Source organism: Rhodanobacter hydrolyticus (genome assembly GCF_044904645.1).
Window position 1 is genome coordinate 3,340,382 of record NZ_JADIKK010000008.1, and the last position, 25,615, is coordinate 3,365,996.

The 25,615-nt window shown below is 65.9% G+C and carries 24 protein-coding genes and 5 tRNA genes; 26 read left to right on the top strand and 3 right to left on the bottom strand.

Translation table 11 applies throughout. The features are described 5' to 3' along the window. Positions 1 to 34 precede the first annotated feature (34 nt). Genes ISP25_RS17525 through ISP25_RS17535 form a run of 3 tightly spaced genes read left to right on the top strand, consistent with a single transcriptional unit; the run spans position 35 to position 2,093 of the window. Positions 35 to 1,354: a YihY family inner membrane protein gene (locus ISP25_RS17525; protein ID WP_404615727.1), complete on the top strand. Its 1,320-nt coding sequence runs from the start codon at positions 35 to 37 to the stop codon at positions 1,352 to 1,354. Continuing rightward, a complete protein-coding gene (locus tag ISP25_RS17530) occupies positions 1,351 to 1,827 on the top strand; it encodes a TlpA family protein disulfide reductase (RefSeq protein WP_404615729.1) in 477 nt (158 codons plus the stop codon). The genes ISP25_RS17525 and ISP25_RS17530 overlap by 4 nt, the downstream gene beginning before the upstream one ends. Next, on the top strand, positions 1,827 to 2,093 hold the full coding sequence (locus ISP25_RS17535; protein ID WP_404615731.1) for an acylphosphatase: 267 nt from the start codon (positions 1,827 to 1,829) through the stop codon (positions 2,091 to 2,093). Before ISP25_RS17530 ends, ISP25_RS17535 begins: the two co-directional genes overlap by 1 nt. A 14-nt stretch (positions 2,094 to 2,107) precedes the next feature. Here the strand turns inward: ISP25_RS17535 and ppk2 are convergent, their stop codons facing one another. The 3 genes from ppk2 to hemA all read right to left on the bottom strand — a co-directional run bounded on the left by ppk2 (position 2,108) and on the right by hemA (position 5,396). Beyond that, entirely contained in the window at positions 2,108 to 2,872 is a 765-nt protein-coding gene (gene ppk2, locus ISP25_RS17540) for a polyphosphate kinase 2 (protein ID WP_404615733.1), read from the bottom strand. An 80-nt stretch (positions 2,873 to 2,952) separates the two neighbouring features. Continuing rightward, positions 2,953 to 4,032, bottom strand: coding sequence for a peptide chain release factor 1 (gene prfA, locus ISP25_RS17545; protein ID WP_404615735.1), 1,080 nt, complete (start codon positions 4,030 to 4,032; stop codon positions 2,953 to 2,955). Positions 4,033 to 4,124: 92 nt separating this feature from the next. Further along, positions 4,125 to 5,396 carry a glutamyl-tRNA reductase gene (gene hemA / locus ISP25_RS17550; protein WP_404615737.1) on the bottom strand — a complete coding sequence of 424 codons (1,272 nt, stop codon included), beginning with the start codon at positions 5,394 to 5,396 and terminating at the stop codon, positions 4,125 to 4,127. 148 nt (positions 5,397 to 5,544) lie between these two features. Between hemA and ISP25_RS17555 the strand changes: the two genes are divergently transcribed. The 23 genes from ISP25_RS17555 (at position 5,545) to rpoB (ending at position 25,564) form a co-directional block, all read left to right on the top strand. Further along, positions 5,545 to 7,263, top strand: a complete 1,719-nt coding sequence (locus ISP25_RS17555) for a tetratricopeptide repeat protein (RefSeq protein ID WP_404615739.1) — start codon at positions 5,545 to 5,547, stop codon at positions 7,261 to 7,263. After that, on the top strand, positions 7,260 to 7,871 hold the full coding sequence (gene lolB, locus ISP25_RS17560; RefSeq protein ID WP_404615741.1) for a lipoprotein insertase outer membrane protein LolB: 612 nt from the start codon (positions 7,260 to 7,262) through the stop codon (positions 7,869 to 7,871). The genes ISP25_RS17555 and lolB overlap by 4 nt, the downstream gene beginning before the upstream one ends. 411 nt (positions 7,872 to 8,282) lie before the next feature. Beyond that, on the top strand, positions 8,283 to 9,095 hold the full coding sequence (locus tag ISP25_RS17565) for a GGDEF domain-containing protein (RefSeq protein ID WP_404615743.1): 813 nt from the start codon (positions 8,283 to 8,285) through the stop codon (positions 9,093 to 9,095). 54 nt (positions 9,096 to 9,149) lie between these two features. Then, positions 9,150 to 10,550 (top strand): 4-(cytidine 5'-diphospho)-2-C-methyl-D-erythritol kinase, encoded by a 1,401-nt coding sequence (gene ispE / locus ISP25_RS17570; RefSeq protein ID WP_404615745.1) that lies wholly within the window; start codon positions 9,150 to 9,152, stop codon positions 10,548 to 10,550. A 70-nt stretch (positions 10,551 to 10,620) separates the two neighbouring features. Continuing rightward, positions 10,621 to 10,697, top strand: a tRNA-Gln gene (locus ISP25_RS17575). A 221-nt stretch (positions 10,698 to 10,918) separates the two neighbouring features. Then, positions 10,919 to 11,857: a ribose-phosphate diphosphokinase gene (locus tag ISP25_RS17580; protein WP_404616340.1), complete on the top strand. Its 939-nt coding sequence runs from the start codon at positions 10,919 to 10,921 to the stop codon at positions 11,855 to 11,857. A gap of 144 nt (positions 11,858 to 12,001) precedes the next feature. Continuing rightward, positions 12,002 to 12,664, top strand: a complete 663-nt coding sequence (locus tag ISP25_RS17585) for a 50S ribosomal protein L25/general stress protein Ctc (RefSeq protein WP_192158499.1) — start codon at positions 12,002 to 12,004, stop codon at positions 12,662 to 12,664. A 54-nt stretch (positions 12,665 to 12,718) separates the two neighbouring features. Beyond that, on the top strand, positions 12,719 to 13,303 hold the full coding sequence (pth, locus tag ISP25_RS17590) for an aminoacyl-tRNA hydrolase (protein WP_192158526.1): 585 nt from the start codon (positions 12,719 to 12,721) through the stop codon (positions 13,301 to 13,303). A gap of 68 nt (positions 13,304 to 13,371) precedes the next feature. Continuing rightward, entirely contained in the window at positions 13,372 to 14,460 is a 1,089-nt protein-coding gene (gene ychF, locus ISP25_RS17595; RefSeq protein ID WP_404615747.1) for a redox-regulated ATPase YchF, read from the top strand. 80 nt (positions 14,461 to 14,540) lie between these two features. Then, complete coding sequence (locus ISP25_RS17600) at positions 14,541 to 15,020, top strand: GNAT family N-acetyltransferase (RefSeq protein WP_192158528.1); 480 nt, start codon at positions 14,541 to 14,543, stop codon at positions 15,018 to 15,020. Between the two features lie 51 nt (positions 15,021 to 15,071). Beyond that, a complete protein-coding gene (locus tag ISP25_RS17605; RefSeq protein ID WP_404615749.1) occupies positions 15,072 to 15,572 on the top strand; it encodes an acyl-CoA thioesterase in 501 nt (166 codons plus the stop codon). Between the two features lie 81 nt (positions 15,573 to 15,653). Further along, positions 15,654 to 15,739 (top strand) — tRNA-Tyr (locus ISP25_RS17610). Between the two features lie 75 nt (positions 15,740 to 15,814). Then, positions 15,815 to 15,888 (top strand) — tRNA-Gly (locus ISP25_RS17615). Positions 15,889 to 15,911: 23 nt separating this feature from the next. Beyond that, a tRNA-Thr gene (locus tag ISP25_RS17620) sits at positions 15,912 to 15,987 on the top strand. A gap of 61 nt (positions 15,988 to 16,048) precedes the next feature. Further along, positions 16,049 to 17,239 (top strand): elongation factor Tu, encoded by a 1,191-nt coding sequence (tuf, locus tag ISP25_RS17625; protein ID WP_192157137.1) that lies wholly within the window; start codon positions 16,049 to 16,051, stop codon positions 17,237 to 17,239. A gap of 88 nt (positions 17,240 to 17,327) precedes the next feature. Beyond that, positions 17,328 to 17,403 (top strand) — tRNA-Trp (locus ISP25_RS17630). A gap of 78 nt (positions 17,404 to 17,481) precedes the next feature. Beyond that, positions 17,482 to 17,871 (top strand): preprotein translocase subunit SecE, encoded by a 390-nt coding sequence (secE, locus tag ISP25_RS17635; RefSeq protein ID WP_192160606.1) that lies wholly within the window; start codon positions 17,482 to 17,484, stop codon positions 17,869 to 17,871. A 10-nt stretch (positions 17,872 to 17,881) separates the two neighbouring features. After that, a complete protein-coding gene (nusG, locus tag ISP25_RS17640) occupies positions 17,882 to 18,442 on the top strand; it encodes a transcription termination/antitermination protein NusG (RefSeq protein WP_192160608.1) in 561 nt (186 codons plus the stop codon). Positions 18,443 to 18,632: 190 nt separating this feature from the next. Beyond that, positions 18,633 to 19,061: a 50S ribosomal protein L11 gene (gene rplK, locus ISP25_RS17645; protein WP_115480003.1), complete on the top strand. Its 429-nt coding sequence runs from the start codon at positions 18,633 to 18,635 to the stop codon at positions 19,059 to 19,061. Between the two features lie 3 nt (positions 19,062 to 19,064). Beyond that, positions 19,065 to 19,772, top strand: a complete 708-nt coding sequence (rplA, locus tag ISP25_RS17650; RefSeq protein ID WP_192160610.1) for a 50S ribosomal protein L1 — start codon at positions 19,065 to 19,067, stop codon at positions 19,770 to 19,772. A 340-nt stretch (positions 19,773 to 20,112) separates the two neighbouring features. Then, positions 20,113 to 20,637 (top strand): 50S ribosomal protein L10, encoded by a 525-nt coding sequence (gene rplJ, locus ISP25_RS17655; protein ID WP_192160612.1) that lies wholly within the window; start codon positions 20,113 to 20,115, stop codon positions 20,635 to 20,637. 45 nt (positions 20,638 to 20,682) lie between these two features. Beyond that, positions 20,683 to 21,051, top strand: a complete 369-nt coding sequence (gene rplL, locus ISP25_RS17660; protein ID WP_192160614.1) for a 50S ribosomal protein L7/L12 — start codon at positions 20,683 to 20,685, stop codon at positions 21,049 to 21,051. Positions 21,052 to 21,403: 352 nt separating this feature from the next. Then, a complete protein-coding gene (gene rpoB, locus ISP25_RS17665; RefSeq protein ID WP_192160616.1) occupies positions 21,404 to 25,564 on the top strand; it encodes a DNA-directed RNA polymerase subunit beta in 4,161 nt (1,386 codons plus the stop codon). Positions 25,565 to 25,615 lie beyond the last annotated feature (51 nt).

The window sequence follows — 25,615 nt, forward strand, 5'->3', positions numbered from 1 at the left end:
GTTTCCGGTTTTTGATCAGGTTGGCGAGCCGCCCATGCAACTGCGTTTCGACCGCGACCGCACGCACAGCTTCGGCCACTTCCTGTGGCAGCGCTTCGTCGACGACAAGTGCTTCGAGACAGCTGGAGCGCTGTCCTACACCACCTTGGTGTCGCTGGTGCCGCTGATGGTGGCGGCGCTGGCGATGTTCGCGGCGTTCCCGGTGTTCGCGCAGTCGCGCGACCTGCTGCTGGACTTCGTGTTCCGCAACTTCGTGCCGGCGGCGGGTCATCACATCCAGGACGCGCTGCAGAGCTTCGCCGGCAATGCCAGCCAGCTCACCGGCATCAGCATCCTGATGATGCTGTTCAGCGCGATCTCGATGATGGTCAGTATCGAAGACCGTTTGAACCGCATCTGGCGGGTGCAGCGGCCGCGCCGCTGGGCTGCGCGCCTGCTGTTGTATTGGGCGGCGCTGACGCTGGGGCCGGTGCTGGTGGGCGGCGGTATCGCGGCCAGTTCCTACCTGAGTGCGCAACCGCTGTTGCAGGGGACGGCCACCGTCGCCGCGTCGTCCGTGCCGCTGCGCCAGGGAGCGGCGGCTGTCGCCGCATCGCCCGGTCTGGGCACGCATGCGTTGCGGGTGGTGCCATTCGTGGCCACCTTCGTGTCCCTGTGGCTGATGTACGTGCTGGTGCCGAACCGCCGCGTGTCGCGGCGCGATGCCACCGTGGGCGCGCTGGTCGCCGCGATCCTGTTCGAGTTCGCGCGCTGGGGGTTCCGTCTGTTCGTGCACGGGGCGCACACTTACCAGCAGATCTACGGCAAGGCGCTGGCGGCGATCCCGATCTTCCTGGTGTGGATCTATTTGTCATGGATCATCGTGATCCTCGGCGCCTCGATCGCCGCCTCGATCTCGGCGTACGAGTACGAGCCGCCAGCCGAGCGGCTGCCCGAGGGCGCGGAGTTCCTCGGGCTGATGGTGGTGCTCAAGCACTTCGTGGACGCGCAACGGCGGGGCGAAAGCGTGGATCCCGCGTCGATCTGCGCCAGCGAACCGCGGCTGCGCGCCGCCTCGGCGGCGGTCTATGTCGACGACCTCCTGCGTGCAGGTCTGGTCCAGCGCAACGAATCGGGCGGCTGGCTGCTCAGCCGCAGCCTGGACAGTGCCGATCTGCTGCGCGTATACCTGCACACCCGCTACCGCCTGCCCCTGCAGCCGACGCAGGAAGCGACGGCGTTGAACCTGCCGTTGCCGCCGGAGTTGCTGGCGATGCTAGACGAGCTTGCGACCGCGATGCGCTCGACCTTGGGCACGCCGCTCCTGCAAGTGTTTCCCGCAGCGCTTGCTGCTCCGGAGGAATCTTCACCATGAAACGACACGTCTGGCTTGCGGCACTGCTGCTACCGCTGGCGCTGGTGGGCACGGCGCGCGCCGCGATGCCTGCCCATCCGGCCATCCACGTCACCACGATGGACGGCAAGGCCTATGACCTGGCCGCCCAGCACGGGCATTGGGTGATCGTGAATTTCTGGGCCACGTGGTGCGTGCCATGCATTGCCGAGATGCCGGTGCTTTCGCACTACGTGGCCTCGCACAAGAACGTGCGTGCCATCGGCCTCGCCTACGAAGACAGCGAACCCGCCGACATCAAGGCATTCCTCGCCAAGCATCCGGTGGTCTACCCCATCGCGCAGGTCACGCTGGACAAGCCGGTCAAGGATTTCGACGAACCGCGCGGCCTGCCAACCACCTACCTGATCGCACCGGACGGCACGGTGGCGGCGCATTTCCTCGGCCCGATCGATGCCGCCAAGCTGGACGCGGCGATCAACAAGGCCAGGTGATGCCAGCAGCGCGCTTCCTCGTCCGTGGCCGCGTGCAGGGCGTGTGCTTTCGCGCCAGTACCCGCGAACAGGCTTTGGCGCTGGGTATCGAAGGCCATGCGCTCAACTTGCCCGACGGCGGTGTCCAAGTGCTGGCCGTCGGCAGTGCCGCCGCGCTCGATGCGCTGGAGCGCTGGCTGTGGCAAGGGCCGCCCGCGGCGCAGGTGGATGCGGTCGAGCGAATGGCCCTGCCCGAGCAGGCAGCGAACGGATTCCGCATCGCCTAGCAGGCGCCTGTTGGCTAGTACGTGTCCGGCACCCAGTGGGCTAGCTTGGTGACATGCTCCTTGCCGGGCTTGCCCTTCAACTTGGGCAGCTTTACGGGCGGAGTGGCCTTGCCGTGCAGGGGCACCTGCTGCAGCAGGTGCCGGATCAGGTTGATGCGGCCGCGTTTCTGGTCGTTGAAGTCGGCCACGAACCACGGGGCCTGGTCGCTGTGCGTGCATTCGATCATCGTGTCGCGCAGCCGCCCCATCTCGGCATATTTGTGCCGCGCCCGCAGATCCACCGGCGACAGCTTCCAGCGCTTCAGCGGATCGTTGGCACGATCGGCGAAGCGCTGTTCCTGTTCGGCCTGGTCCACCGTCAGCCAGTACTTCAGCAGGACGATGCCGTCGTCGACGAGCAGCTTCTCGAAAGCCGGCACCGCCTGCATGAAGGCCTCGTATTGTGCCTTGCTGCAGAAGCCCATCGCCGGCTCGACCACGGCGCGGTTGTACCAGCTGCGGTCGAACAGCACGAGCTCGCCGGCGTTGGGCAGGTGGGGGACGTAACGCTGGAAGTACCACTGCGTGGCCTCGGTGTCGCTGGGCTTGGGCAGCGCCACGATGCGGCAGCCGCGGGTATCCAGTCTTTCGCTGATGGCCTTGATGGTGCCGCCCTTGCCGGCGGTGTCGCGTCCTTCGAAGATCACCAGCAGCCGCTTGCCGCTGCTGCGCAGCCCGTGCTGCAGGCGGGTCAATTCGACCTGGAGCTCCTCCAGGGTCTCGCGGTAGCGCTTGCCCATGCCTGCTCTATCCGTTGCCGTGGCGGGAAAGACTATACCTGCCGGGCGTCAGGTGCCGTGCGAGACGCATTTGTTGGGCGTCAGATGCCGCCTAGGGCCTGCAGCTGATCGGCCTGGTTCTCGCGGGTCAGCGTGTTGACCAGCTCATCGAGGTCGCCCTGGATGATTTCCGGCAGGCGGTACAGGGTGAGGTTCACGCGGTGGTCGGTGATGCGGCCCTGCGGGAAGTTGTAGGTGCGGATGCGCTGGCTGCGATCGCCCGAGCCCACCTGCAGGCGGCGCTCCTGCGCCTGGGCCGCGGTCTGCTTGGACTGCGCCTCGTCCAGCAGGCGGGCCCGCAGCAGGCTCATCGCACGGGCGCGGTTCTTGTGCTGGCTGCGCTCGTCCTGGCACTCGACCACGGTGCCGCTGGGCAGGTGGGTGATGCGGATGGCCGAGTCGGTCTTGTTGACGTGCTGGCCGCCCGCTCCCGAGGCGCGGAACGTGTCGATCTTCAGGTCGGCGGGGTTAATCTCGATGGCGTCGATTTCGTCCAGCTCGGGCAGGATCGCCACCGTGGCCGCCGAGGTGTGGATGCGTCCCTGCGACTCGGTTTCCGGCACGCGCTGTACGCGGTGCGTGCCCGATTCGAACTTCAGCCGCGAGTACGCGCCCTTGCCCTCGACGCGTGCCACGATCTCCTTGTAGCCGCCATGCTCGCCGTGGCTCTCGCTGAGGATTTCCACCTGCCAGCGCCGGCGTTCCGCGTAACGCGCGTACATGCGGAACAGGTCGCCGGCGAAGATCGCCGCTTCGTCGCCGCCGGTGCCGGCGCGCACCTCGAGATAAAGGTTGGCCTCGTCGCGCGGATCTTTCGGCAGCAGCAGGATCTGCAGTTCGCCGTCGAGCTCGACGAGGCGCGCTTGCAGTCGTGCGATGTCGTCGGCAGCCATCTCGGCGAGCTCGGGATCGTCCAGCATCGCGCGTGCATCGACGAGTTCGCGCGTGGTGGATTCGTGCTCGCGCAGTGCGCCGGCGACGGGCTCCAACTGCGCGTATTCGCGCGACAACTCGCGGAAGCGCGTGCCGTCGGCCAGCACGTCGGGCTGGGCCAGCAGCAGGCCGATTTCCTCATGGCGTTCGGCGAGGGTTTCGAGTTTGCGGCGGATGGAAGGCGTCATGGCATCGTCGGTTGCGTGTGCAGGAGCGCACCCTGTGCGCGATTGCTCCTGGCTTCGGTCGAAGCGCAAGGCATTCGCTCACAGGGTGCGTTCTACAACAGGTCGGGGTCTTGCGGATCGAGGTCGTACAGCCGACCCGCCGCATGCAGCAGATCAAGGTCACCCGAAAGCGCCGCTTCGCGCAAGCGCGCACTGGGATGGTGCAGCAGCTTGTTGGTGAGCGTGTGGGCGAGGAAGCCCAGCGCCTCTTCGGGCGACTTGCCGCGTGCGAGCATGGCGCGGGCCTTCTCCAGCACCTCGTCGCGCTGCGTCTCGGCGTGCTGGCGCAGGTCGAGCGCGGGGTTGCGCACGCCGAGGGCGCGGCGCCAGGCCATGTAGCGATCCACCTGCAGGTCGATGATGGCGTCCGCCTCGCGGGCGGCGGCGGCGCGCGAACGACGGTTGTCGTCGATCACCTGCTGCAGGTCGTCGATGGCGTAGAGGTAGACGTCGGGCAGTTCGGCTACAGCCGGTTCGATGTCCCGTGGCACCGCGATGTCCACCATGAACATCGGCTTGCGTCGGCGCGTGGCGAGGGCCTTTTCCACCATCGCACGAGTGACGACGGGCGTACGAGCCGCTGTGGAGGAAATCACGATGTCGGCTTCGGCCAGGTGCTGCGGCAGGTCGGCCAGCGCGATCGCGTAGCCGCCGTAGCGTTGGGCGAGATCCTGCGCGGTCTCCAGGGTGCGGTTGGCCACGATCAATCGGCGCGCCTGCTTGTCGGCAAGATGGCGCGCGGCCAGCTCGATGGTGTCGCCCGCACCGATCAGCAGCACGCAGGCTTCGCGCAGGTCGGCGAACACCTGTTCGGCAAGGCGCACCGCGGTGAACGCCACCGACACGGTGTGTGCGCCGATGCGGGTTTCGGTGCGCACGCGCTTGGCCACGGCGAAGGTGTGCTGCAGCAGGCGATCCAGCGGCGCCTTCAACGCGTTCGCCTCACGCGCCAGCTGGTAGGCATCCTTCACCTGGCCGAGTATCTGCGGCTCGCCCAGCACCATCGAATCGAGGCCGGTGGCGACGCGGAACAAGTGGCGCGCGGCGGCCTGTTCGTCGTGGCGATAAAGGAACTCATCCAGCTTGCCGGGAGTCAGCTGATGGTGGCGACTCAACCATGCCTGCGGCAATTGTTCGGCTCCGGCGGCCACGCTCACGTACAGCTCGGTGCGGTTGCAGGTCGACAGGATCAATGCCTCCTCCACGCCAGGCTCTCGCTGCAGTTCGTGCAGGGCAGCGAGGGCGGAATCGGGGTCGAACGCCACCTGCTCGCGCAGGGATACCGGCGCGGTAAGGTGGTTGAGCCCGAGGGCGATCAGCGGCATGAGGTAACGAGAGTCCCGGCGTGGATCAGGCGGCGTAGGCTAAGCTTGTCGTCGAGGCGCCGTGGATTCGGACACGGTGTGGCATGTGTGCAGACGTGACGGACAGACGATGGTCAGTGTGCGAAGCGGGCGTTGCGGATTCAAGCAGATGCGGCATTTTACGGCAGCCGCCACGCTGATGCTCGGGCTGGCCGCCTGCGCGCAGGCACCCCTCAGGCCTGCGGCCAGGCCGACGCCTGCGGCCGCCCCTCAGCCGTTGGCGCACATGGTGGTGGCGACGCCGGATGCGGACCACGACCTGCTCGCGCAGCTTATGGCTGGCGAGATGGCATTGGGCCGTACCGACCTGAAGTCTGCCGCTTTGCACTACGGCAAGGCGATGGCGATCAGCAACGACCCCGAGGTGGCCGAGCGCGCGGCGATGCTGGCGATCGCGGTGCACGACGATGACGCGGCCAGCCGCGCGCTGGCCCGCTGGCAGTCGCTGGGCGCCAAGCCGGCACCGATGGCGCAGGCGCGCGCGCAGCTTGCGCTTGATCACGGCGATACGCCCGAGGCGCAGCACCAGTTGCAGATCCTCACCGACAGCCACGACAAGAATGCCTGGCGCGACTTCGGACAAGTGCTGGTGGCCGCGCGCGACCAGGCGCAGGCCGCGCAACTGCTGGAAACGCTGGCAACGCCGCAACGCCTGCCTGCCGATCCGCAGGCTTGGCTGGCGATGAGCGAGCTGGGCGACAAGCTGGGCCGGCATGCCTACGCACAGCGGGTTGCGGACGCCGCCATCGTCCGTTTCCCGGGCAACGCCGAGGTTTATGTGTGGTCGGCGCAGATGAAGGCCGGCAACGGCGATACGAAGGGAGCGTTCGCGTTGCTGCAACAGGCGACTGCCAAGTCGCCGGACAACGTGCGTCTGCGCCTTGTCTACGCCAGCCTACTCAGCCAGTCGGGCGATGATGCGGCGGCCATGAAACTGCTGGATCATGGCCCGCAGGACGCCGACACCTACCAGTTGCGTGCTGCGCTCGCCGTGCACGACAAGGACAGCAAGGCGCTTTCCGCGCTGTATCGCCAGTTGCAGCAGGCTGCGCCCGGCGTGCGCGCACAAAACGCCTTCCTGCTCGGTCAGCTGGCGGAAATGCAGCATCGCGACGCCGAAGCCCTGGCCTGGTACGACCAGGTTGGCGACGACGATCCGCATGCCTTCGACGCCGATCTGCGCAGCGCCGTGTTGCTGCAGGCGCAAGGCAAGAGCACCGACGCGCACGAACTGCTCGGCCAGATGGAAATGGACTATCTCGACCAGCCGAACCAGCTGCGCCAGGCGTGGCAGCTCGACGCCGAAATCTACATGCAGGAGCAGAACTATCCGCAGGCCATCAGTGCCTTCACCCGCGCGCTGCAAGTGGTGCCGAACGACCCGGGGCTGCTGTATGGCCGCGGGCTGGCTTATGCCAGCGCGGGGCAGGTCGACCCCGCCGTGCGGGATTTCCGCAGCCTGCTCAAGCTCAAGCCCGACGACATCGACGCCAGCAATGCGCTGGGCTTCACCCTGGCCGACGCCAACCGCGACCTGCCGGAGGCTGAGCAGTTGATCGGCAGGGCGCGGGCGGCGCGGCCGAACGATCCGGCCATCGCGGATTCGTGGGGCTGGGTGCAGTACCGGCTGGGCCATCTTGATCAGGCGGTGCAATCGCTGCGCAGCGCATGGCAAGCCGGCAAGGATGGCGACATCGGCGTGCACCTCGGCGAGGTGCTGTGGGAACAGGGCGATCACCGGGGCGCGCAGCAGGTGTTCGATGCCGTGCGCAAGCTCGACCCGCACAATGCCAGCCTGCAGAGCACCCTCAAGCGGTTGAATCCATGAAGCGTCATTTCCGATTTCTCGCGGTGGCCGTGCCGCTGCTGCTCGCCGCCTGCGTGCCGCAGCAGGCGACGCGTATCAAGGGCGATGCGGGTTTGCTGAGTGCGCAGGTCGCGCGCGAACAGGCGCTGGCGCACACCGACCACTGGACGCTGCAGGGGCGGTTGGGCGTTTCCGACGGCCATGCCGGCGGTAGCGGTAGCCTCACCTGGACACAGGACGGCGATCGCTACGAATTCGTGCTGCATGGACCGGCGCTCAGCGGCGCGGACTTCCGCCTCAGTGGCGGTCCCGATGGCGCCACTTTGGAAGGAGTGAACGGCGGTCCGCTGCACGGTCCGGACGCGGAGGCGCTGATGCAGCGCGCATTGGGCTGGACCGTGCCGCTGCACGATTTGCGTGCCTGGGTGCTGGGCCTGCGTGCCGACAGCGGGCCGGCCGAGCTGGCGTTCGGCGACAACCGGCTGCCATCGTTGCTTACGCAGGATGGTTGGTCGGTGGACTACCGAACCTGGGACACCACGCGCCAACCGCCATTGCCTACCACCGTCTTTGCCGCGCGGCCGCCGTACAAGGTGCGGCTGTCGATCGAGGCATGGAGTCTGCATTGAGCGGACAGTCGCGCCGGATCCGATCGTTGGCGCCATGGTCCTGGGCGGAGGGGTTGCTGCAGGAGTGACCGCACGCATCCGACTCGCTAGAGTGCGCCGGGGCGCGCATGGGGAAGGGTGGACGTGGCTGCATTTCGACGAAGTGCCATAGGGGCTGCCATGTCCCTGATGCTGGGGCTGGCGACCGTCGTCGGCGCGCAGCAGCGGCCGGGCGATGGGCCGCCGCCTGGCATGCCGTTACGACCGCCACCACCCGGCACGCCGCCGCCAGGTCCGCGGCCACCTCCACCTCCTCCTCCGCTTCCGCGGATTGAGTCGGTTCAGGCGAGCACGCCCGCGCCCTTGCTGCCTACGTCGGCAACGACGGCAAGCCCGCAGGCGACAGCCGATGCCGCAATGCCAGCAGTGCCCGTGTCGACGCCTGCGGCCCATGCCGAAGCGGTTCCGGCGACACTCCCGGCGCAGGTCGCGCCGACGCCGATCCACGCCGAAGTTCCGGCGAATCCATCGCAGCGACCGCTGCCGTGGCTGTTGTTGCTCGCGCTGGCCGGTGCGCTGCTGGCCTGGTGGGCGTCGTTGCGCCGGTCGCGGCAGCTGCACGCGGAGGCCGAGCGGCTGGTGCGCCAGCAGCGTTTCCTGAAGTCGGCGCACAGTCATTTGCGGCAGAAGTCCGAGCAGTTGCAGCAGTTGTCGATGCACGACCCCCTCACCGGCACGCTGAACCGGCAGGCGTTCGCCGCGGAACTGCGCGAGCGCATCGATCACCTGGCGAAGTACAACCAGCCGCTAAGCCTGATCGTGTTCGACCTCGACCACTTCAAGGCGATCAACGACAGCCACGGCCATCTGGTCGGCGATGCAGCACTGGCCCTGGTGGTCGGTGTGGTGCGCGAGCATCTGGTGAGCGACGATCTGTTCGGCCGCTTCGGCGGCGACGAGTTCATGATCGCCTGCGCCGGGCACCACGTCGCACATGCCATGGCGCTGGCCGAGCAGTTGCGCGCCGCCGTTGCCGCGCGGGCGCCCCTGGCCGAGCCGCCGATTCCCGACCTCACCCTCAGTCTTGGAGTGGCGCAGGCGGATCCGGATCACGGCTATCACCCCGACGAGCTGTTCGCGCGCGCGGACGCGGCGCTCTACGCCGCCAAGCAGGGTGGCCGCAATCGGGTCGCTGCCGACGTGCCGGTCGAGGCGGCGTCGGGTGCGATCCGTCGGCATCTGTGATCCGTGCGCCGGCGCGGCGGTTAAGCTAGAGGGCTCCCTGGAATCCATCGGCCCATGTCATTCCGCATCGAGCGCGCCCGGCTGGCGCAGGTTGACGATCTCCGCGGCATCGAGCGCGCAGCGCAGGAACTGTTCCGCGGCCATGCCGCGTGGTCGTCCTATGCCGCCGCACCCATGGACGCACAGGCATTGGTCGAGGCGATAAGCGCGGCGCGCGTGTGGGTGGCGCTGGACGTTGGGGATCAGGTCGTGGGCTTCGTGGGCGTGGCGATCGAGGACGGCGAAGCGGCCATCGCCGAGATCGACGTGCTGCCCAACCATGGACGGCGCGGCATCGGTGCGGCGCTGCTGGAACACGCCTGCGCGTGGGCGGCCGAGTCGGGTTATCCGTCGGTGGTGCTGGGCACGCTCTCGGACGTACCGTGGAATGCGCCGTTCTACGCCCGTCACGGTTTCGAGGCTATCGATCCGAAGCAATACACGCCGGCGCTGGTGGCACACCAGGCGTACGACCGCGAACGCGGCTTTCCCATGCACCTGCGTGTCTTCATGCGCCGTCGCCTGCGCGCTTCCCCGGACAGCTGGACGCGCTGGCCGGCACCCGCCAAGCTCAATCTGTTCCTGCGCATCACCGGCCGCCGCGCCGATGGTTACCATGAGTTGCAAACCGTATTCCGCCTGCTCGACTGGGGCGACGAACTGCGTTTGCGCGTGCGTGCAGATGATGCGATCCGGCGCCTCACCGACGTGCCCGGCGTGCCCGAACAGGACGACCTGGTGGTGCGCGCAGCGCGGCTGCTGCGCGAGCATGCGGGTGGTGTGCGCGGCGTCGACATCGAGGTGGAAAAACGTATTCCGATGGGCGGCGGCCTTGGCGGCGGCAGCTCGGATGCGGCCACCGTGCTGGTGGCGCTGAACCATCTCTGGGGTTGCGGGCTGGATGAAGGCGCGCTGGCGGAACTGGGTCGGCAGCTGGGCGCCGATGTGCCGGTATTCGTGCGCGGCCGTTCGGCCTGGGCCGAGGGCGTAGGCGAGCGGCTCACCTCGCTGGCACTGCCGCGGCGACATTACGTGGTGCTCGATCCCCACGAGCACGTGCCTACCGCTGCGCTGTTTCAAGCGCCTGAATTGACACGAAATGCGCCCCGGGCGACAATTTCGTCCTTTGTTTCGGGCGAAACGACGGAAAACGCCTTCACACCGGTGGTGCGCGAGCGCCATCCGCGCGTGGCGGCGGCGCTGGACTGGCTGGGCCGCCACGGTGCGGCAAGGCTTTCCGGCAGCGGTGGTTGCGTGTTCCTGGAGCTGCGCTCGCGGGAACAGGCGCAGGCCATCGCGGATCGTTGCCCCGCTGCGTTCACGGCCCACGTGGCCACCGGCGTCGCGGTTTCGTCCTTGCATGAAGCATTGGGGCGCCATGAAGGCGGCTCGAACCAGCCGGAAACGGCGGGTTGAACTACAAGCGAGTCAGGGATGGTTCGCGACCCGAGGGGCAGCCACGAAGGCTGCCTTTCGGTATCCATGATGGGGCGTCGCCAAGCTGGTTAAGGCACGGGATTTTGATTCCCGCATACGCAGGTTCGAATCCTGCCGCCCCAGCCACTCAGAGAGCTTGGGTGGCGGAAATTGTCCGGGCTGGAGAGCCCGTCGTGCGGTAGATGTTTACGACGTTTCCCGGTCCATGGAACCGCCACGGGCCGGCGAACCGAGGACAATCTGCCCTCGCACGGCGAGTTTTCGGCCTTGAATGTTTTCACCACCCTAGCTCTCTGCACTTTGCAGCATTTTCGAGGAATGCACGCGTGGACAGGTCCAGCCCGATGATGCTGTTTGCCGGCAAGGCGCACCCGCAGCTTGCCGAGGATGTCGCCCACCGACTGGGCGTGCCGTTGGGCAAGGCCCTGGTCAGCACCTTCAGCGACGGCGAGGTGCAGATCGAGATCGAGGAGAACGTGCGCAACCAGGAAGTGTTCGTGCTGCAGCCCACGGGTGCGCCGAGCGCGAAGAACCTGGTCGAGCTGCTGGCGCTGGCCGATGCGCTGAAGCGCGCCTCCGCCGCCCGCGTGACTGCGGTGGTTCCGTACTTCGGCTATGCGCGGCAGGATCGCCGGCCGCGTTCGGCGCGCGTGCCGATCACGGCGAAACTGGTGGCCAAGATGATCGGCACCGCCGGCATCGACCGCGTGGTCACGGTGGACCTGCACGCCGAGCAGATCCAGGGTTTCTTCGACATCCCGGTGGACAACGTCTACGCCTCGCCGGTGCTGCTGGCCGACATCTGGCGCAACCACAGCATGGACGACCTGATCGTCGTGAGCCCGGACGTGGGCGGCGTGGTGCGCGCCCGTGCGCTGGCCAAGCGCCTGGACGACGCCGACCTGGCGATCATCGACAAGCGTCGCCCCAAGGCCAACGTGGCCACGGTGATGAACATCATCGGCGACGTCGCGGGCAAGACCTGCGTGATGGTGGACGACATCGTCGATACCGCCGGCACGCTGTGCGCCGCGGCGGCTGCGTTGAAGGAGCGCGGTGCGAAGAAGGTGGTGGCCTATTGCGTGCACCCGGTGCTTTCCGGTGCGGCGATGACCAATCTGGAGAACTCCCAGCTCGACCAGCTGGTGGTCACCAATACGCTGCCGCTGAGCGCGGAGGCGAAGGCCAATGCGAAGATCCGCGTGTTGTCGGTGGCCGAGCTGCTGGCCGAAACGATCCGCCGCATCGCCTTCGGCGAGTCGGTAAGTTCGCTGTACGTCGATTGAGAATTTGCTGGTCCGCTCAGGATGAGCGGTTTTGATGTTTGGCTTTTCGCGGCAGGACGCCGCGTAGAAGTGACGGACTTTTCTGGTCGCGGAAAAGTCGAACTGCCGCCGCGAGGCGGCTTCCCAAATCAAGGTAGTACCGAAATGGCACAGACTCATGAAATCAAGGCCGAGAGCCGCAAGGACGAGGGGAAAGGTGCGAGCCGCCGCCTGCGTCGTGCGGCCTACGTGCCGGCCGTCATCTATGGCGCGGGCCAGCCCCCGCAGAGCATCCAGATCGAGCACAACACCATCCTGCTCGCCGCCAAGCACGAGTGGTTCTTCTCCTCCGTGCTCGACCTGAGCGTCGACGGCAAGGTGCAGAAGGTGCTGGTGCGCGACTGGCAGAAGCACCCGTTCAAGCAGCAGATGATGCACATGGACTTCCTGCGCATCGACGAGAAGCACGCCATCCGCGTGAACGTGCCGCTGCACTTCCTCAATCAGGAAAAGTCCGCCGCCGCCAAGACCTCCGGCGTGGTGATCTCGCACAACCTGACGGAAGTGGAAATCTCCTGCCTGCCGAAGGATCTGCCGGAGTTCATCGAACTCGACCTGGCCGACCTGAAGCCGGGCGACATCATCCACCTGTCGCAGCTGAAGCTGCCGAAGGGCGTGGAGATCGTCGCGCTGCACCTGGGTGCCGACCATGACACCACGGTGGTCACTGCGAACGCGGTGAAGGAAGAAGTCGAGGAAGCGCCGGCCGCCGAGGCCGCTCCGGCTGCCGAGGCCAAGCCTGCCGCTCCGGCCAAGGACAAGAAGTAAGCCGCGGCACCCCGCGTCCCATCGGGCGCGGGGTGCGTGCGCTTGCTTGCCGTCATGGCGGGTCTGCGACTCATCGTCGGGCTGGGCAATCCCGGTGCCGAATACCTCCGAACCCGGCACAACGCCGGGTTCTGGTTTGTGGACGCCCTCGCGGCGGGGCAGGGCGAGCGCTGGGGTTTCGACGGCAAGCTGCACGGCGAAACCTGCAAGCTGCGCATCGGCGGCGAGCCAGTGTGGCTGCTCAAGCCTGCCACCTTCATGAACAAGAGCGGCATCGCGGTGGCTTCCGCGCTGCGCTATTACAAGATCGAGCCGGACGAGTGCCTGGTGGCGCACGACGAGCTGGACCTCGATGCCGGCACCGTGCGGATGAAGTTCGACGGCGGCCACGGCGGCCAGAACGGACTGCGCGACATCGTGGCCCATCTCGGCCATGCCAAGTTCCATCGCCTGCGCATCGGCATCGGTCATCCGGGTCACAAGGACAGGGTCACGCCCTGGGTGCTCGGTCGCCCCTCGGTGCAGGACGAAGACGCCATCCTCGACGGCATCGCGCGCGCGCTGGACGTGCTGCCGCTGGCGGTCGAGGGGCAGTTCGACAAGGCCATGCAGCGGTTGCATACCGTCGCTGGCAAATAGTTTCCGGGTATCGCTGCCGTTTTCGCGGAGCGGCGCCTGCAACGGCACAAACGCTTTCGGAGTTTTCCATGGGCATCAAATGCGGCATCGTCGGCCTGCCCAATGTCGGCAAGTCCACCCTGTTCAACGCGCTGACCAAGGCCGGCATCGCCGCGGCGAACTTCCCGTTCTGCACCATCGAGCCCAACGTGGGCGTGGTGCCGGTGCCCGATCCCAGGCTCAATGCGCTGGCGGCCATCGTCAACCCGCAGAAGGTGATTCCGACGGCGGTCGAATTCGTCGACATTGCGGGCCTCGTTGCCGGCGCGTCGAAGGGCGAGGGCCTCGGCAACAAATTCCTCGCGCACATCCGCGAGGTGGATGCGATCGCCCATGTGGTGCGCTGCTTCGAGGGCGACGTGATTCACGTGGCCGGCAAGGTCGATCCCATCGCCGACATCGAAACCATCGACACCGAGCTGGCGCTGGCCGACCTGGAGTCGGTGGAGAAGGCGCTGAATCGCGCCGAGCGCGCGGCCAAGGCCAACGACAAGGAAGCGCTGGCGAAGAAGCCGGTGCTGCAAAAACTTGCCGCCGCGCTCAACGATGGCAAGTCGGCCCGCAGCGTGAAGCTGGACGAGGAGGAAAAGGCGCTGGTGCGCGACCTGTTCCTGCTCACGCTGAAGCCGCTGATGTACATCGCCAACGTGCTGGAAGACGGCTTCGAGAACAATCCTCATCTTGACGCCGTGCGCGCCCGCGCCGTCGAGGAAGGTGCCGAGGTGGTGCCGGTGTGCGCCGCCATCGAGGAAGAGCTGGCCCAGCTCGACGACGCCGACCGCGACGAGTTCCTCAAGGACCTGGGCCTGGACGAACCGGGTCTCAACCGTGTGATCCGCGCCGGCTACAAGCTGCTCGACCTGCAGACCTACTTCACCGCCGGCGTGAAGGAAGTCCGCGCCTGGACCATCAAGCGCGGCCACACCGCGCCGCAGGCCGCCGGAGTGATCCACACCGACTTCGAGCGCGGTTTCATTCGTGCCGAAACCGTCTCCTACGACGATTTCATCCAGTACAAGGGCGAATCCGGCGCCGCTGCTGCGGGACGCCTGCGCAAGGAAGGCAAGGATTACGTCGTCAAGGACGGTGACGTGCTGCATTTCCTGTTCAACGTCTGAGCCGGATCGCGCGCACGGCCGCGCCAATCGCCTCCATTCCGTGCAAGGATGCGCGCCGTCCGGCGAGGTGCGGGGTGGATATGGCGAAGGCGGCGTTGCGGATCCGGCTGGGACGCCCGGACGACGCGCGTGCAGTAGGTGCGCTGGTGCGCCGTTTGACTCGGCGCTGGATCCTTCCCGACCAGCCGTACGAAGCCGGGTTGGCGCTGCTGTCGCGGCAAGGCACGGCCATCCAGCGCATGCATATGAGCGAGGGTCATCGCTTCCATCTTGCCTGGCTCGGCAGCACCCTGGTGGGCGTGGCGACGATGCGCGACGACAGCCACCTTACCCAGCTTTTTGTCAGTACCCGTTATCAAGGTCGTGGCATTGCACGACGCCTGTGGCTGCGCACGATGGCCGATGCCGTGCGCCGAGCCGGCACGCACCGCTTCACGCTCAACGCGTCGCGCTGTGCGGTTCCGGCGTACCGGCGGCTGGGGTTCGTGGCCACCGGGCCGGAACGCCTGTCGCCGAACGGCGTGCTCACCACGCCGATGGCGCTGGAGCGCGTCCAGTAGCGCGTCCAGCGGGCATAATGCGGGTTTTTCCGCCTTGTGATTGGAGCGCGCATGCCAGGCCAGCAGCACGAAGTCACTTTCCGTTTCCTCGCCCAGCCCACCGACGTCAACTTCGGCGGCAAGGTGCATGGCGGCATGGCGATGAAGTGGATCGACCAGGCAGGCTACGCCTGCGCGGTGGCGTGGAGTGGGGCGTATTGCGTCACGGTTTCGGTCAGCGGCATCCAATTCGTGGCGCCGATCCTGATCGGTGATGTGGTCACGGTACGAGCCAGGCTGATCCATACCGGCACTTCCAGCATGCATCTGGCGGTGGATGTGCTGGCCAGCGACCTTCGCAAGAACGAGCAGCGACTGGCGACCAGTTGCGTGATGGTATTCGTGGCGCTGGATGCCCCGGACGGCAAGCCCACGCCGGTGCCGAGCTGGGAGCCACGCGACGCCGCCGAGCGTCAGCTGCAGGCGCATGCGCGCCGGTTGCAGGAGCTGTCGCGCGAAATGGAGCGCCTGGTCGACGTGCAGGCCGGCGAAGGTGCACAGAATTCGGGCTGAAATCGTCGCGCCAATGTGTTTGCGAGGCGCCGCAGGTGTTGACAGTCGGCGGGTCGATCCACACAATACGCGTTCTTTGTTGGAGGGATACCCAAGCGGCCAACGGGGGCAGACTGTAAATCTGCTGGCTTACGCCTTCGGTGGTTCGAATCCACCTCCCTCCACCAGTCGATTCGCGCAGGTTGCGATTGGACTGGTTCGCCGGGTCGACCTGGTCGATTCGGCAACGGGTTCCGCGCAGGGCGGGAGTAGTTCAATGGTAGAACCTCAGCCTTCCAAGCTGATGGTGCGGGTTCGATTCCCGTCTCCCGCTCCATTGATCCCGCCGTTTGAAATCTTGCTCATGTAGCTCAGTCGGTAGAGCACTTCCTTGGTAAGGAAGAGGTCGCTGGTTCGATTCCAGTCATGAGCACCATCATCGTTGCTCGCCCGTTCCGGGCGGTTTTCCTCTCACTGACTCCACCGGGATTCTGGTCATGGCAAAGGGCAAGTTCGAGCGCACCAAGCCCCACGTGAACGTGGGCACGATTGGTCACGTGGACCACGGCAAGACGACGCTGACGGCGGCGCTGACGAAGGTCGGTGCGGAGCGTTTTGGCGGTGAATTCAAGGCCTACGACGCGATTGACGCGGCGCCGGAAGAAAAGGCGCGCGGTATCACGATCTCGACGGCGCACGTGGAATACGAATCGCCGAATCGCCACTACGCGCACGTGGACTGCCCGGGCCATGCCGACTACGTGAAGAACATGATCACGGGTGCGGCGCAGATGGACGGCGCGATCCTGGTGTGCTCGGCCGCGGACGGCCCGATGCCGCAGACGCGCGAACACATCCTGCTGTCGCGCCAGGTGGGCGTGCCGTACATTGTCGTGTTCCTGAACAAGGCCGACATGGTGGACGACGCCGAACTGCTCGAGCTGGTCGAGATGGAAGTGCGCGAGCTGCTGTCGAAGTACGACTTCCCGGGCGACGATACCCCGATCATCAAGGGTTCGGCGAAGCTGGCGCTGGAAGGCGACCAGTCGGAAATCGGCGTGCCGGCGATCATCTCGCTGGTGGAAGCGCTGGACACCTACATTCCGGAGCCGCAGCGCGCGATCGACCAGCCGTTCCTGATGCCGGTGGAAGACGTGTTCTCGATCTCGGGTCGCGGCACGGTGGTGACCGGCCGTATCGAGCGCGGCGTGATCAAGGTGGGTGACGAAATCGAAGTGGTCGGCATCCGTCCGACGCAGAAGACCACCGTCACGGGCGTGGAAATGTTCCGCAAGCTGCTGGACCAGGGTCAGGCGGGCGACAACGCCGGTCTGCTGCTGCGCGGCCTGAAGCGCGACGACGTGGAGCGCGGCCAGGTGCTGGCGAAGCCGGGCACGATCACCCCGCACACGGACTTCGAGGCCGAGGTGTACGTGCTGTCGAAGGACGAGGGTGGCCGTCATACCCCGTTCTTCAAGGGCTACCGTCCGCAGTTCTACTTCCGCACCACCGACGTGACCGGTGCGATCGAGCTGCCGGAAGGCGTGGAAATGGTGATGCCGGGCGACAACATCAAGATGGTGGTGAGCCTGATCCACCCGATCGCGATGGACCAGGGTCTGCGCTTCGCGATCCGCGAAGGCGGCCGCACTGTCGGCGCCGGCGTGGTGGCCAAGGTCATCAAGTAATACCCTGCGGGATCCGGGTGACGGGATTCGGGAGCGTGACAGCGCGCTTTCGGGTCCTGGGGTCCGGATCCCGTTTTCCGTTTCAGATACGCCAGTAGCTCAATTGGCAGAGCAGCGGTCTCCAAAACCGCAGGTTGGGGGTTCGAGTCCCTCCTGGCGTGCCATCTTCCGAGGATCGACGACGGATGGCGGCAAACGGATGCTTCATGCATCCGGTTGCCGATGACATCCGCAGATTGCGCATGAATACCAAGGCAGAACAGCCCAAGGGCACGACCGCCGCCGATATCGCCAAGCTGGTGCTGGCTACCGTGATTCTGGTGGCCGGCATCGTGGCGTATTCGTGGTTCAGCAACGACGCCGGCGTGCCGCCGGTGGCGCGTCTGCTGGGTGTGTTGGCGGCGCTGGTGGTCGCACTGGCGATCGCCTCGTTCACCGCGCTGGGTCGCCGCGTGCGGCACTTCCTCGCCGAGTCGCAGTTCGAAATGCGCAAGGTGGTCTGGCCGACTCGCGACGAGACGATCAAGACCACCGGCGTCATCATCGTCGTGGTCATCGTGCTCGCCCTGTTGCTGGGGTTGATTGATTTATTCCTGAAGACAGTCATTCTTGACTGGCTACTGAAGCTTTGAGGCCTGAGCCATGAGCAAGCGTTGGTATGTGGTGCACGCCTACTCGGGTTTCGAGAACCAGGTTCGCCGGGCGCTTTCCGAGCGCATCCAACGTGCCGGGATGGAAGAGAAGTTCGGTGAAGTGCTGGTGCCGACCGAGGAAGTGATCGAGATGCGCGGCGGCCAGAAGCGCCGCAGCGATCGCAAGTTCTTCCCGGGCTATGTGCTGGTGCAGATCGAGACCAACACCGAAGGCAAGGCGCTGCGCATCGACGACGAGTGCTGGCATCTGGTCAAGGAGACGCCCAAGGTGATGGGCTTCATCGGCGGCACCGCCGACCGTCCGTTGCCGATCCGTGACAGCGAGGCCGACGTCATCCTGAGCCGCGTGCGCGAAGGCGTGGAAAAGCCCAAGCCCAAGGTGCTGTTCGAGCCGGGCGAGATGGTTCGGGTCACCGACGGCCCGTTCAACGACTTCAACGGCGTGGTCGAGGAAGTCAACTACGAGAAGAGCCGTCTGCGTGTGGCGGTGCTGATCTTCGGTCGCTCCACCCCGGTGGAGCTGGAATTCGGCCAGGTCGAGAAGGCCTGAGGCAAATCCTTGCCCCGGCATGGGGCTTGCTAGGAAGCTGGTCAATCTTTATACTGCACGGTTCCCGCCGGGGTCTTTCGACCCGGCGTGTCCGTGTTTCAAGGAACCCGCAGGATGCGGGTTTCCCTCCCAACCAGGGACGTTGTCTGGCGAGGAGCCGCAAGGCGCCTGAACTCGCGAGGAAAATCCAATGGCAAAGAAAGTAGTCGGCTACATCAAGCTGCAGGTCAAGGCCGGTCAGGCCAATCCCAGCCCGCCGGTCGGTCCGGCGCTGGGCCAGCGCGGCCTGAACATCATGGAGTTCTGCAAGGCGTTCAACGCCGCCACGCAGAAGATGGAGCCGGGTCTTCCGATCCCGGTCATCATCACCGCGTACTCCGATCGCAGCTTCACCTTCATCACCAAGACCCCGCCCGCTTCGGTCCTCATCAAGAAGGTCACCGGCGTCGCCAAGGGTTCTTCCAAGCCGAACACCGACAAGGTCGGCAAGATCACCCGCAAGCAGCTGGAAGACGTTGCGAAGCAGAAGGAGCCGGATCTGACGGCTGCCGATCTGGACGCTGCAGTGCGCACCATTGCCGGTAGCGCGCGCAGCATGGGCCTGGTGGTGGAGGGTTAAGACATGGCAAAGATCACCAAGCGTATGAAAGCCGCCCAGGCCGCTGTGCAGCCGGGCAAGATCTACGGTCTCGAAGAGGCCCTGAAGATCGTCAAGGACAACGCCAAGGCGAAGTTCGCTGAATCCGTCGACGTGGCCGTGCGCCTCGGCATCGACGCCAAAAAGTCCGATCAGGGCGTGCGCGGCTCTTCGCTGCTGCCGCACGGCACCGGCAAGACCGTCAAGGTCGCCGTGTTCGTGCCGGCCGGTGAGAAGGCCGAGGCTGCCAAGGCCGCCGGCGCCGATGCTGTCGGTATGGACGACCTGGCCGAGCGCATGCAGGCCGGCGACCTCGACTTCGGTCGCGTGATCGCCACGCCGGACGCGATGCGCGTGGTCGGCAAGCTGGGCCAGCTGCTCGGTCCGCGCGGCCTGATGCCGAACCCGAAGGACGGCTCGGTCACCGCCGACGTCGCCACCGCAGTGAAGAACGCCAAGGCCGGCCAGGTGAAGTTCCGCAACGACAAGGCGGGCATCATCCACGCCACCATCGGCAAGGCCACGTTCGAGGCCTCGCAGCTGGCGGACAACCTCAATGCGCTGGTTGCCGACCTGCTGAAGGCCAAGCCGGCCACGGCCAAGGGTCAGTACCTGCAGAAGGTTGCGCTGTCGTCCACCATGGGCGTCGGCGTGGCCGTCGATACCTCGTCGCTGAACATCGCGACCAAGTAAGCAAGTGTTTTTCCGCGCAGCAGGTTGCTGCGCGGACCGTTTTTGAGGGCAGCCCGGTCGCATGGCCGAGGCAGCCGTCAAAGACCGCAGGCGCGACCAGCGCGCGACGACGACGGGCAGGGAGCTCGTTCATGGCAGGGAATCGCCGTCGCCGCCAAGCCGGTCGCTTAATCGGGTGCTCGTCACCTGGCCTGCGCAGATGGTGTCGCCCCCACTGGAATGATTCGTCGTTCTGGAAAGGCCACCACCCGGGGCGTTTCGCGTCCCCGACGTCAAGGATGGCGTCGCCCAGGACCGCAAGCGGCAGGAGCCGTGAGCGGAGTTCATTTGGAGGAGTGCAATGGCTCTCAATCTGTCCCAGAAGCAAGAAGTAGTCGCCGAGCTGGCAGAAGTCGCCGCGAAGGCTCACTCCCTGGTCGCTGCCGAGTATGCGGGCACCACGGTCGAACAGATGACCGCGATGCGCAAGAAGGCACGCGAGACCGGCGTGTTCTTGAAGGTTGTCAAGAACACCCTGGCGTCGCGCGCCGTGGCAGGCACCGAGTTCGAGGTCGTCAAGGACGTCCTGACCGGTCCCCTGCTGTACGCGTTCTCGACCGAGGAGCCCGGCGCTGCCGGTCGCCTGATCAAGGAATTCGCGAAGACCAACGACAAGCTCAAGGCCAAGGTCGTCTCCGTGGAAGGCAAGCTGCTGCCGGCCGCGCACGTGGACGTGCTGGCCTCGCTGCCGACCCGTGAAGAAGCCCTGGCCATGTTGGCCCGCGTGCTTGCCGAGCCCGCTGCGATGTTCGCCCGCGCCATCAAGGCCGTGGCCGACAAGCAGGGCGGCGGCGAAGTCACCGCGGAAGCCACGGCTGAAGCCTAAGCTCGACGCTTATCCCATTCGAATCAATTTCCAGAGGAAATCAACATGTCCCTGAGCAACGAACAAATCGTTGAAGCCGTCGCCGCCAAGTCGCTGATGGAAGTGATGGAGCTGGTGAAGGCCATCGAAGAGAAGTTTGGCGTGTCCGCCGCTGCCCCGGTTGCCGTGGCCGCTGCCGGCGCCGCCGCCCCGGTTGCCGAAGCGCAGACCGAATTCGACGTGATCCTGAAGTCCGCCGGCGACAAGAAGGTCGACGTGATCAAGGCCGTTCGCGCGATCACCGGCCTGGGCCTGAAGGAAGCCAAGGACCTCACCGAGGCCGGTGGCGTCCTGAAGGAAGCCGTGTCGAAGGAAGACGCCGACAAGTTCAAGAAGGACCTGGAAGCTGCCGGCGCCACGGTCGAACTGAAGTAATCGGCGCTCTTGCGCGCCGTCGGTTCGACCTAGCGCAAGCCAAGCCTGGGGGCGAAAGCTCCCGGGCTTTGGCCGCTTAAGGAGTTGCGCGGCGCGAAGCGCCGCCGCGGGCCAGGATGGCCTGCCGTGGATCAGGCGCTAGCGCCCGATTCAGCGGAACCCGCCGGAGGCGGGCGAGTCGGAAGTGGGCAGGAGCCCATTTCCGACACATCGGGCACGGACGCTTTTGCTTTTTGAGGTATCGCGGCTGTCGATTCGCCAAGAGTCAACAACCGCGATCCCCCAGATCAAGCTTTCATCATTTCAGCCGGTGCGTGCACCACCGGCGTCACTGCGAACCGAGGCGTCAACCATGACCTACTCGTTTACCGAGAAGAAGCGCATCCGCAAGGATTTCGGCAAGCGGCCCCCCGTGCTGGGCGTGCCCAACCTGCTGACCATCCAGACCGACTCCTATCGCGAGTTCCTGCAGGAATTCGTCGCGCCCAAGCAGCGCGAAGACAAGGGTCTGCATGCCGCCTTGAAGTCGGTGTTCCCGATCGTGAGCTATTCGGGCAACGCCGCACTGGAATATGTGGACTACCGCCTGGGCGAACCGGGCTTCGACGAACGCGAATGCCGCAACCGCGGCATGACCTTCGGTGCGCCGTTGCGCGTGACCGTGCGCCTGGTCATCTACGACAAGGACAGCCCGGCCTCGAAGAAGGCCGTGAAGTACGTCAAGGAGCAGGAGGTCTACATGGGCGAGATCCCGCTCATGACCGACACCGGCACCTTCATCATCAACGGCACCGAGCGCGTCATCGTCTCGCAGCTGCACCGTTCGCCTGGCGTGTTCTTCGACCACGACCGCGGCAAGACGCACAGCTCGGGCAAGCTGCTGTTCTCGGCCCGCGTGATTCCCTACCGCGGTTCGTGGCTGGACTTCGAGTTCGACCCGAAGGACGCGCTGTTCACCCGCATCGACCGTCGCCGCAAGCTGCCGGTGACCGTGCTGCTGCGCGCGCTGGGCTACACCAATGAGGAGATGCTGGGCATCTTCTTCGAGCACAACGTGTTCCATCTCGGCGCCAAGGGCGGCACCACGCTGGAGCTGGTTGCCGAGCGCCTGCGCGGCGAAACGCTGTCGTTCGATCTGGCGATTGGCGGCAAGGTGCTGGTGGAAGCCGGCAAGCGCATCACTGCGCGCCACGTGCGCCAGTTGGCGGCCGAGGACATCACCGCGCTTGAAGTGCCGGACGACTATCCGGTCGGTCGCATCCTCGCCACCGATATCGTCGATGCCAAGACCGGCGAGCTGCTGGCTTCGGCCAACGACGAAATCACCGCCGAGCATCTCGAGAAGTTCCGCAAGGCAGGCATCGGCACGCTGCCGACGCTGTATGTGAACGACCTCGATCGCGGCGCGTACATCTCGAACACGCTGCGCATCGACAACACCCGCACTCCGCTGGAGGCGCTGGTGGAGATCTACCGCATGATGCGTCCGGGCGAGCCGCCGACCAAGGACGCCGCGCAGAACCTGTTCTTCAACCTGTTCTTCACCTTCGACCGCTACGACCTGTCGGCCGTGGGCCGCATGAAGTTCAACCGTCGCGTGGGTCGCAAGGACATCCTCGGTCCCGGCGTGCTGTACGACCACAAGTACTTCGGCGACCGCAAGGAAGAGGAGTGCCAGCGCCTGGTCAGGGAGCAGGGCGAATCGTCCGACATCCTCGACGTGCTGAAGGTGCTGATCGAGATCAAGAACGGCCACGGCACCGTGGACGACATCGACCATCTCGGCAACCGTCGCGTGCGCTCGGTCGGCGAAATGACCGAGAACACCTTCCGCATCGGCCTGGTGCGCGTCGAGCGCGCCGTGCGCGAACGCCTGTCGCTGGCCGAGGCCGATGGCCTCACCCCGCAGGACTTGATCAACGCCAAGCCGGTGGCGGCGGCGGTGAAGGAGTTCTTCGGCTCCTCGCAGCTCTCGCAGTTCATGGACCAGAACAACCCGCTGTCGGAAGTGACGCACAAGCGCCGCGTCTCGGCCCTGGGCCCGGGCGGCCTGACGCGCGAGCGCGCCGGCTTCGAGGTGCGCGACGTGCACCCGACCCATTACGGCCGCGTCTGCACCATCGAGACGCCGGAAGGCCCGAACATCGGCCTGATCAACTCGCTCGCCGTGTACGCGCGCACCAACCAGTACGGCTTCCTCGAGACGCCGTACCGCAAGGTGGCGAACGGCAAGGTCACCGATAAGGTGGATTACCTGTCGGCGATCGAGGAAGGCGACCACGTGATCGCGCAGGCGAACTCGCCGCTCGACAAGCACGGCGCCTTCGTCGAAGAGTTCGTGTCCTGCCGCTTCCGCGGCGAGTCCGAGCTGCGTCCGGCGGCCGAAGTCGACTACATGGACGTCTCGCCCATGCAGACCGTGTCGGTGGCTGCGGCGCTGGTGCCCTTCCTCGAGCACGACGACGCGAACCGCGCACTGATGGGCGCGAACATGCAGCGCCAGGCCGTGCCGACCCTGCGTTCGCAGACGCCGCTGGTGGGTACCGGCATCGAGCGCGCGGTGGCACGCGACTCCGGCGTCATCACCACCGCCAAGCGCGGCGGTGTGATCGACCAGGTGGACGCCGGCCGCATCGTGGTGCGCGTGAACGAGGACGAGGTGGGCGAGCACGATGCCGGCGTCGACATCTACACGCTGACCAAGTACACCCGCTCCAACCAGAACACCAACCTCAACCAGCGTCCGCTGGTGAACGTGGGCGACGTGGTGGCGAAGGGCGATACGCTGGCCGACGGTTCGTCGACCGACCTGGGCGAGCTCGCGCTCGGCCAGAACATGCTGATCGCCTTCATGCCGTGGAACGGCTACAACTTCGAAGACTCGATCCTGCTCTCCGAGCGCGTCGTGCAGGAAGACCGCTATACCTCGATCCATATCGAGGAGCTGGCCTGTGTCGCGCGCGACACCAAGCTGGGCGCCGAGGAAATCACCGCCGACATCCCGAACGTGGGTGAGCAGGCGCTGGCACGTCTCGACGAGAGCGGCATCGTCTACATCGGCGCCGAAGTGAAGGCGGGCGACATCCTGGTCGGCAAGGTCACGCCGAAGGGCGAGAGCCAGCTGACGCCGGAAGAGAAGCTGCTGCGCGCGATCTTCGGCGAGAAGGCTTCGGACGTGAAGGACAGCTCGTTGCGCGTGCCGCCGGGCATGGATGGCACCGTCATCGATGTGCAGGTGTTCACCCGCGACGGCATCGAGAAGGACAAGCGCGCGCGCCAGATCGAGGAAACCGAGGTCAAGCGCATCCGCAAGGACTTCGACGACCAGTTCCGCATCCTCGAAGGCGCGATCTACAACCGCATGCGCGTCCAGCTCGTCGGCCAGACCGCGGTGAGTGGTCCCGGCGGCCTGAAGCGTGGCGCCGAGATCACCGACGCCTACCTCGATGGCCTGAAGAAGGACGACTGGTTCAAGATCAACGTCAAGGACGAGTCCATCACCGAGTTCCTGGAGCGTGCGAGCGACCAGGTCAAGCGCCACAAGGAAGAGTTCGACAAGCGCTTCAAGGAGAAGCAGGGCAAGATCACCCAGGGCGATGATCTCGCGCCGGGCGTGCTCAAGATGGTCAAGGTGTTCCTGGCCGTGAAGCGCCGCATCCAGCCGGGCGACAAGATGGCCGGCCGTCACGGCAACAAGGGCGTGGTGTCGAACGTGGTGCCGGTGGAAGACATGCCGCACATGGCCGACGGTACGTCGGTGGACATCTGCCTGAACCCGCTGGGCGTGCCCAGCCGTATGAACATCGGCCAGATTCTCGAAGTGCATCTGGGCTGGGCGGCCAAGGGCCTGGGCAAGAAGATCCAGCAGATGCTGGAGGCGCAGGCCAAGGTCAAGCAGATCCGCGAGTTCCTCGACCAGATCTACAACCACCACGTCTCCGGCGCGGTGCAGCACGTCGACCTGAAGTCGCTGACCGACGACGAGATCCTCGCGCTGGCCAAGAACCTTCAGGCAGGCGTGCCGATGGCCACGCCGGTGTTCGACGGTGCCGAGGAAACCGAGATCAAGGCGATGCTGAAGCTGGCGGATCTGCCCGAGTCGGGCCAGACCACGCTGTTCGACGGTCGCACCGGTGAGGCGTTCGATCGTCCGGTCACCGTGGGCTACATGCATTACCTGAAGCTCAACCACCTGGTCGACGACAAGATGCACGCGCGCTCCACCGGTCCGTACTCCCTGGTCACCCAGCAGCCGCTGGGCGGCAAGGCGCAGTTCGGCGGCCAGCGCTTCGGCGAAATGGAAGTCTGGGCGCTGGAAGCCTACGGCGCGGCCTACACCCTGCAGGAAATGCTCACGGTGAAGTCCGACGACGTGCAGGGCCGCAACCAGATGTACAAGAACATCGTCGACGGCAACCACGAGATGGCGGCAGGCATGCCGGAATCCTTCAACGTGTTGGTGAAGGAAATCCGCTCGCTCGGCATCGATATCGATCTGGAAGAGGTCAAGTGAGGATCGGGATCCCGCAGTCGGGACTCCGTGCGGGCAACAGCCGTTGCCGCC

Coding starts and splice junctions, on each gene's coding strand:
- ISP25_RS17525 (WP_404615727.1), top strand. CDS start 35: ATGCAACTGCGTTTCGACCGCGACCGCACGCACAGCTTCGGCCACTTC.
- ISP25_RS17530 (WP_404615729.1), top strand. CDS start 1,351: ATGAAACGACACGTCTGGCTTGCGGCACTGCTGCTACCGCTGGCGCTG.
- ISP25_RS17535 (WP_404615731.1), top strand. CDS start 1,827: ATGCCAGCAGCGCGCTTCCTCGTCCGTGGCCGCGTGCAGGGCGTGTGC.
- ppk2 (WP_404615733.1), bottom strand. CDS start 2,872: ATGGGCAAGCGCTACCGCGAGACCCTGGAGGAGCTCCAGGTCGAATTG.
- prfA (WP_404615735.1), bottom strand. CDS start 4,032: ATGACGCCTTCCATCCGCCGCAAACTCGAAACCCTCGCCGAACGCCAT.
- hemA (WP_404615737.1), bottom strand. CDS start 5,396: ATGCCGCTGATCGCCCTCGGGCTCAACCACCTTACCGCGCCGGTATCC.
- ISP25_RS17555 (WP_404615739.1), top strand. CDS start 5,545: ATGCGGCATTTTACGGCAGCCGCCACGCTGATGCTCGGGCTGGCCGCC.
- lolB (WP_404615741.1), top strand. CDS start 7,260: ATGAAGCGTCATTTCCGATTTCTCGCGGTGGCCGTGCCGCTGCTGCTC.
- ispE (WP_404615745.1), top strand. CDS start 9,150: ATGTCATTCCGCATCGAGCGCGCCCGGCTGGCGCAGGTTGACGATCTC.
- ISP25_RS17580 (WP_404616340.1), top strand. CDS start 10,919: ATGCTGTTTGCCGGCAAGGCGCACCCGCAGCTTGCCGAGGATGTCGCC.
- ISP25_RS17585 (WP_192158499.1), top strand. CDS start 12,002: ATGGCACAGACTCATGAAATCAAGGCCGAGAGCCGCAAGGACGAGGGG.
- pth (WP_192158526.1), top strand. CDS start 12,719: ATGGCGGGTCTGCGACTCATCGTCGGGCTGGGCAATCCCGGTGCCGAA.
- ychF (WP_404615747.1), top strand. CDS start 13,372: ATGGGCATCAAATGCGGCATCGTCGGCCTGCCCAATGTCGGCAAGTCC.
- ISP25_RS17600 (WP_192158528.1), top strand. CDS start 14,541: ATGGCGAAGGCGGCGTTGCGGATCCGGCTGGGACGCCCGGACGACGCG.
- ISP25_RS17605 (WP_404615749.1), top strand. CDS start 15,072: ATGCCAGGCCAGCAGCACGAAGTCACTTTCCGTTTCCTCGCCCAGCCC.
- tuf (WP_192157137.1), top strand. CDS start 16,049: ATGGCAAAGGGCAAGTTCGAGCGCACCAAGCCCCACGTGAACGTGGGC.
- secE (WP_192160606.1), top strand. CDS start 17,482: ATGAATACCAAGGCAGAACAGCCCAAGGGCACGACCGCCGCCGATATC.
- nusG (WP_192160608.1), top strand. CDS start 17,882: ATGAGCAAGCGTTGGTATGTGGTGCACGCCTACTCGGGTTTCGAGAAC.
- rplK (WP_115480003.1), top strand. CDS start 18,633: ATGGCAAAGAAAGTAGTCGGCTACATCAAGCTGCAGGTCAAGGCCGGT.
- rplA (WP_192160610.1), top strand. CDS start 19,065: ATGGCAAAGATCACCAAGCGTATGAAAGCCGCCCAGGCCGCTGTGCAG.
- rplJ (WP_192160612.1), top strand. CDS start 20,113: ATGGCTCTCAATCTGTCCCAGAAGCAAGAAGTAGTCGCCGAGCTGGCA.
- rplL (WP_192160614.1), top strand. CDS start 20,683: ATGTCCCTGAGCAACGAACAAATCGTTGAAGCCGTCGCCGCCAAGTCG.
- rpoB (WP_192160616.1), top strand. CDS start 21,404: ATGACCTACTCGTTTACCGAGAAGAAGCGCATCCGCAAGGATTTCGGC.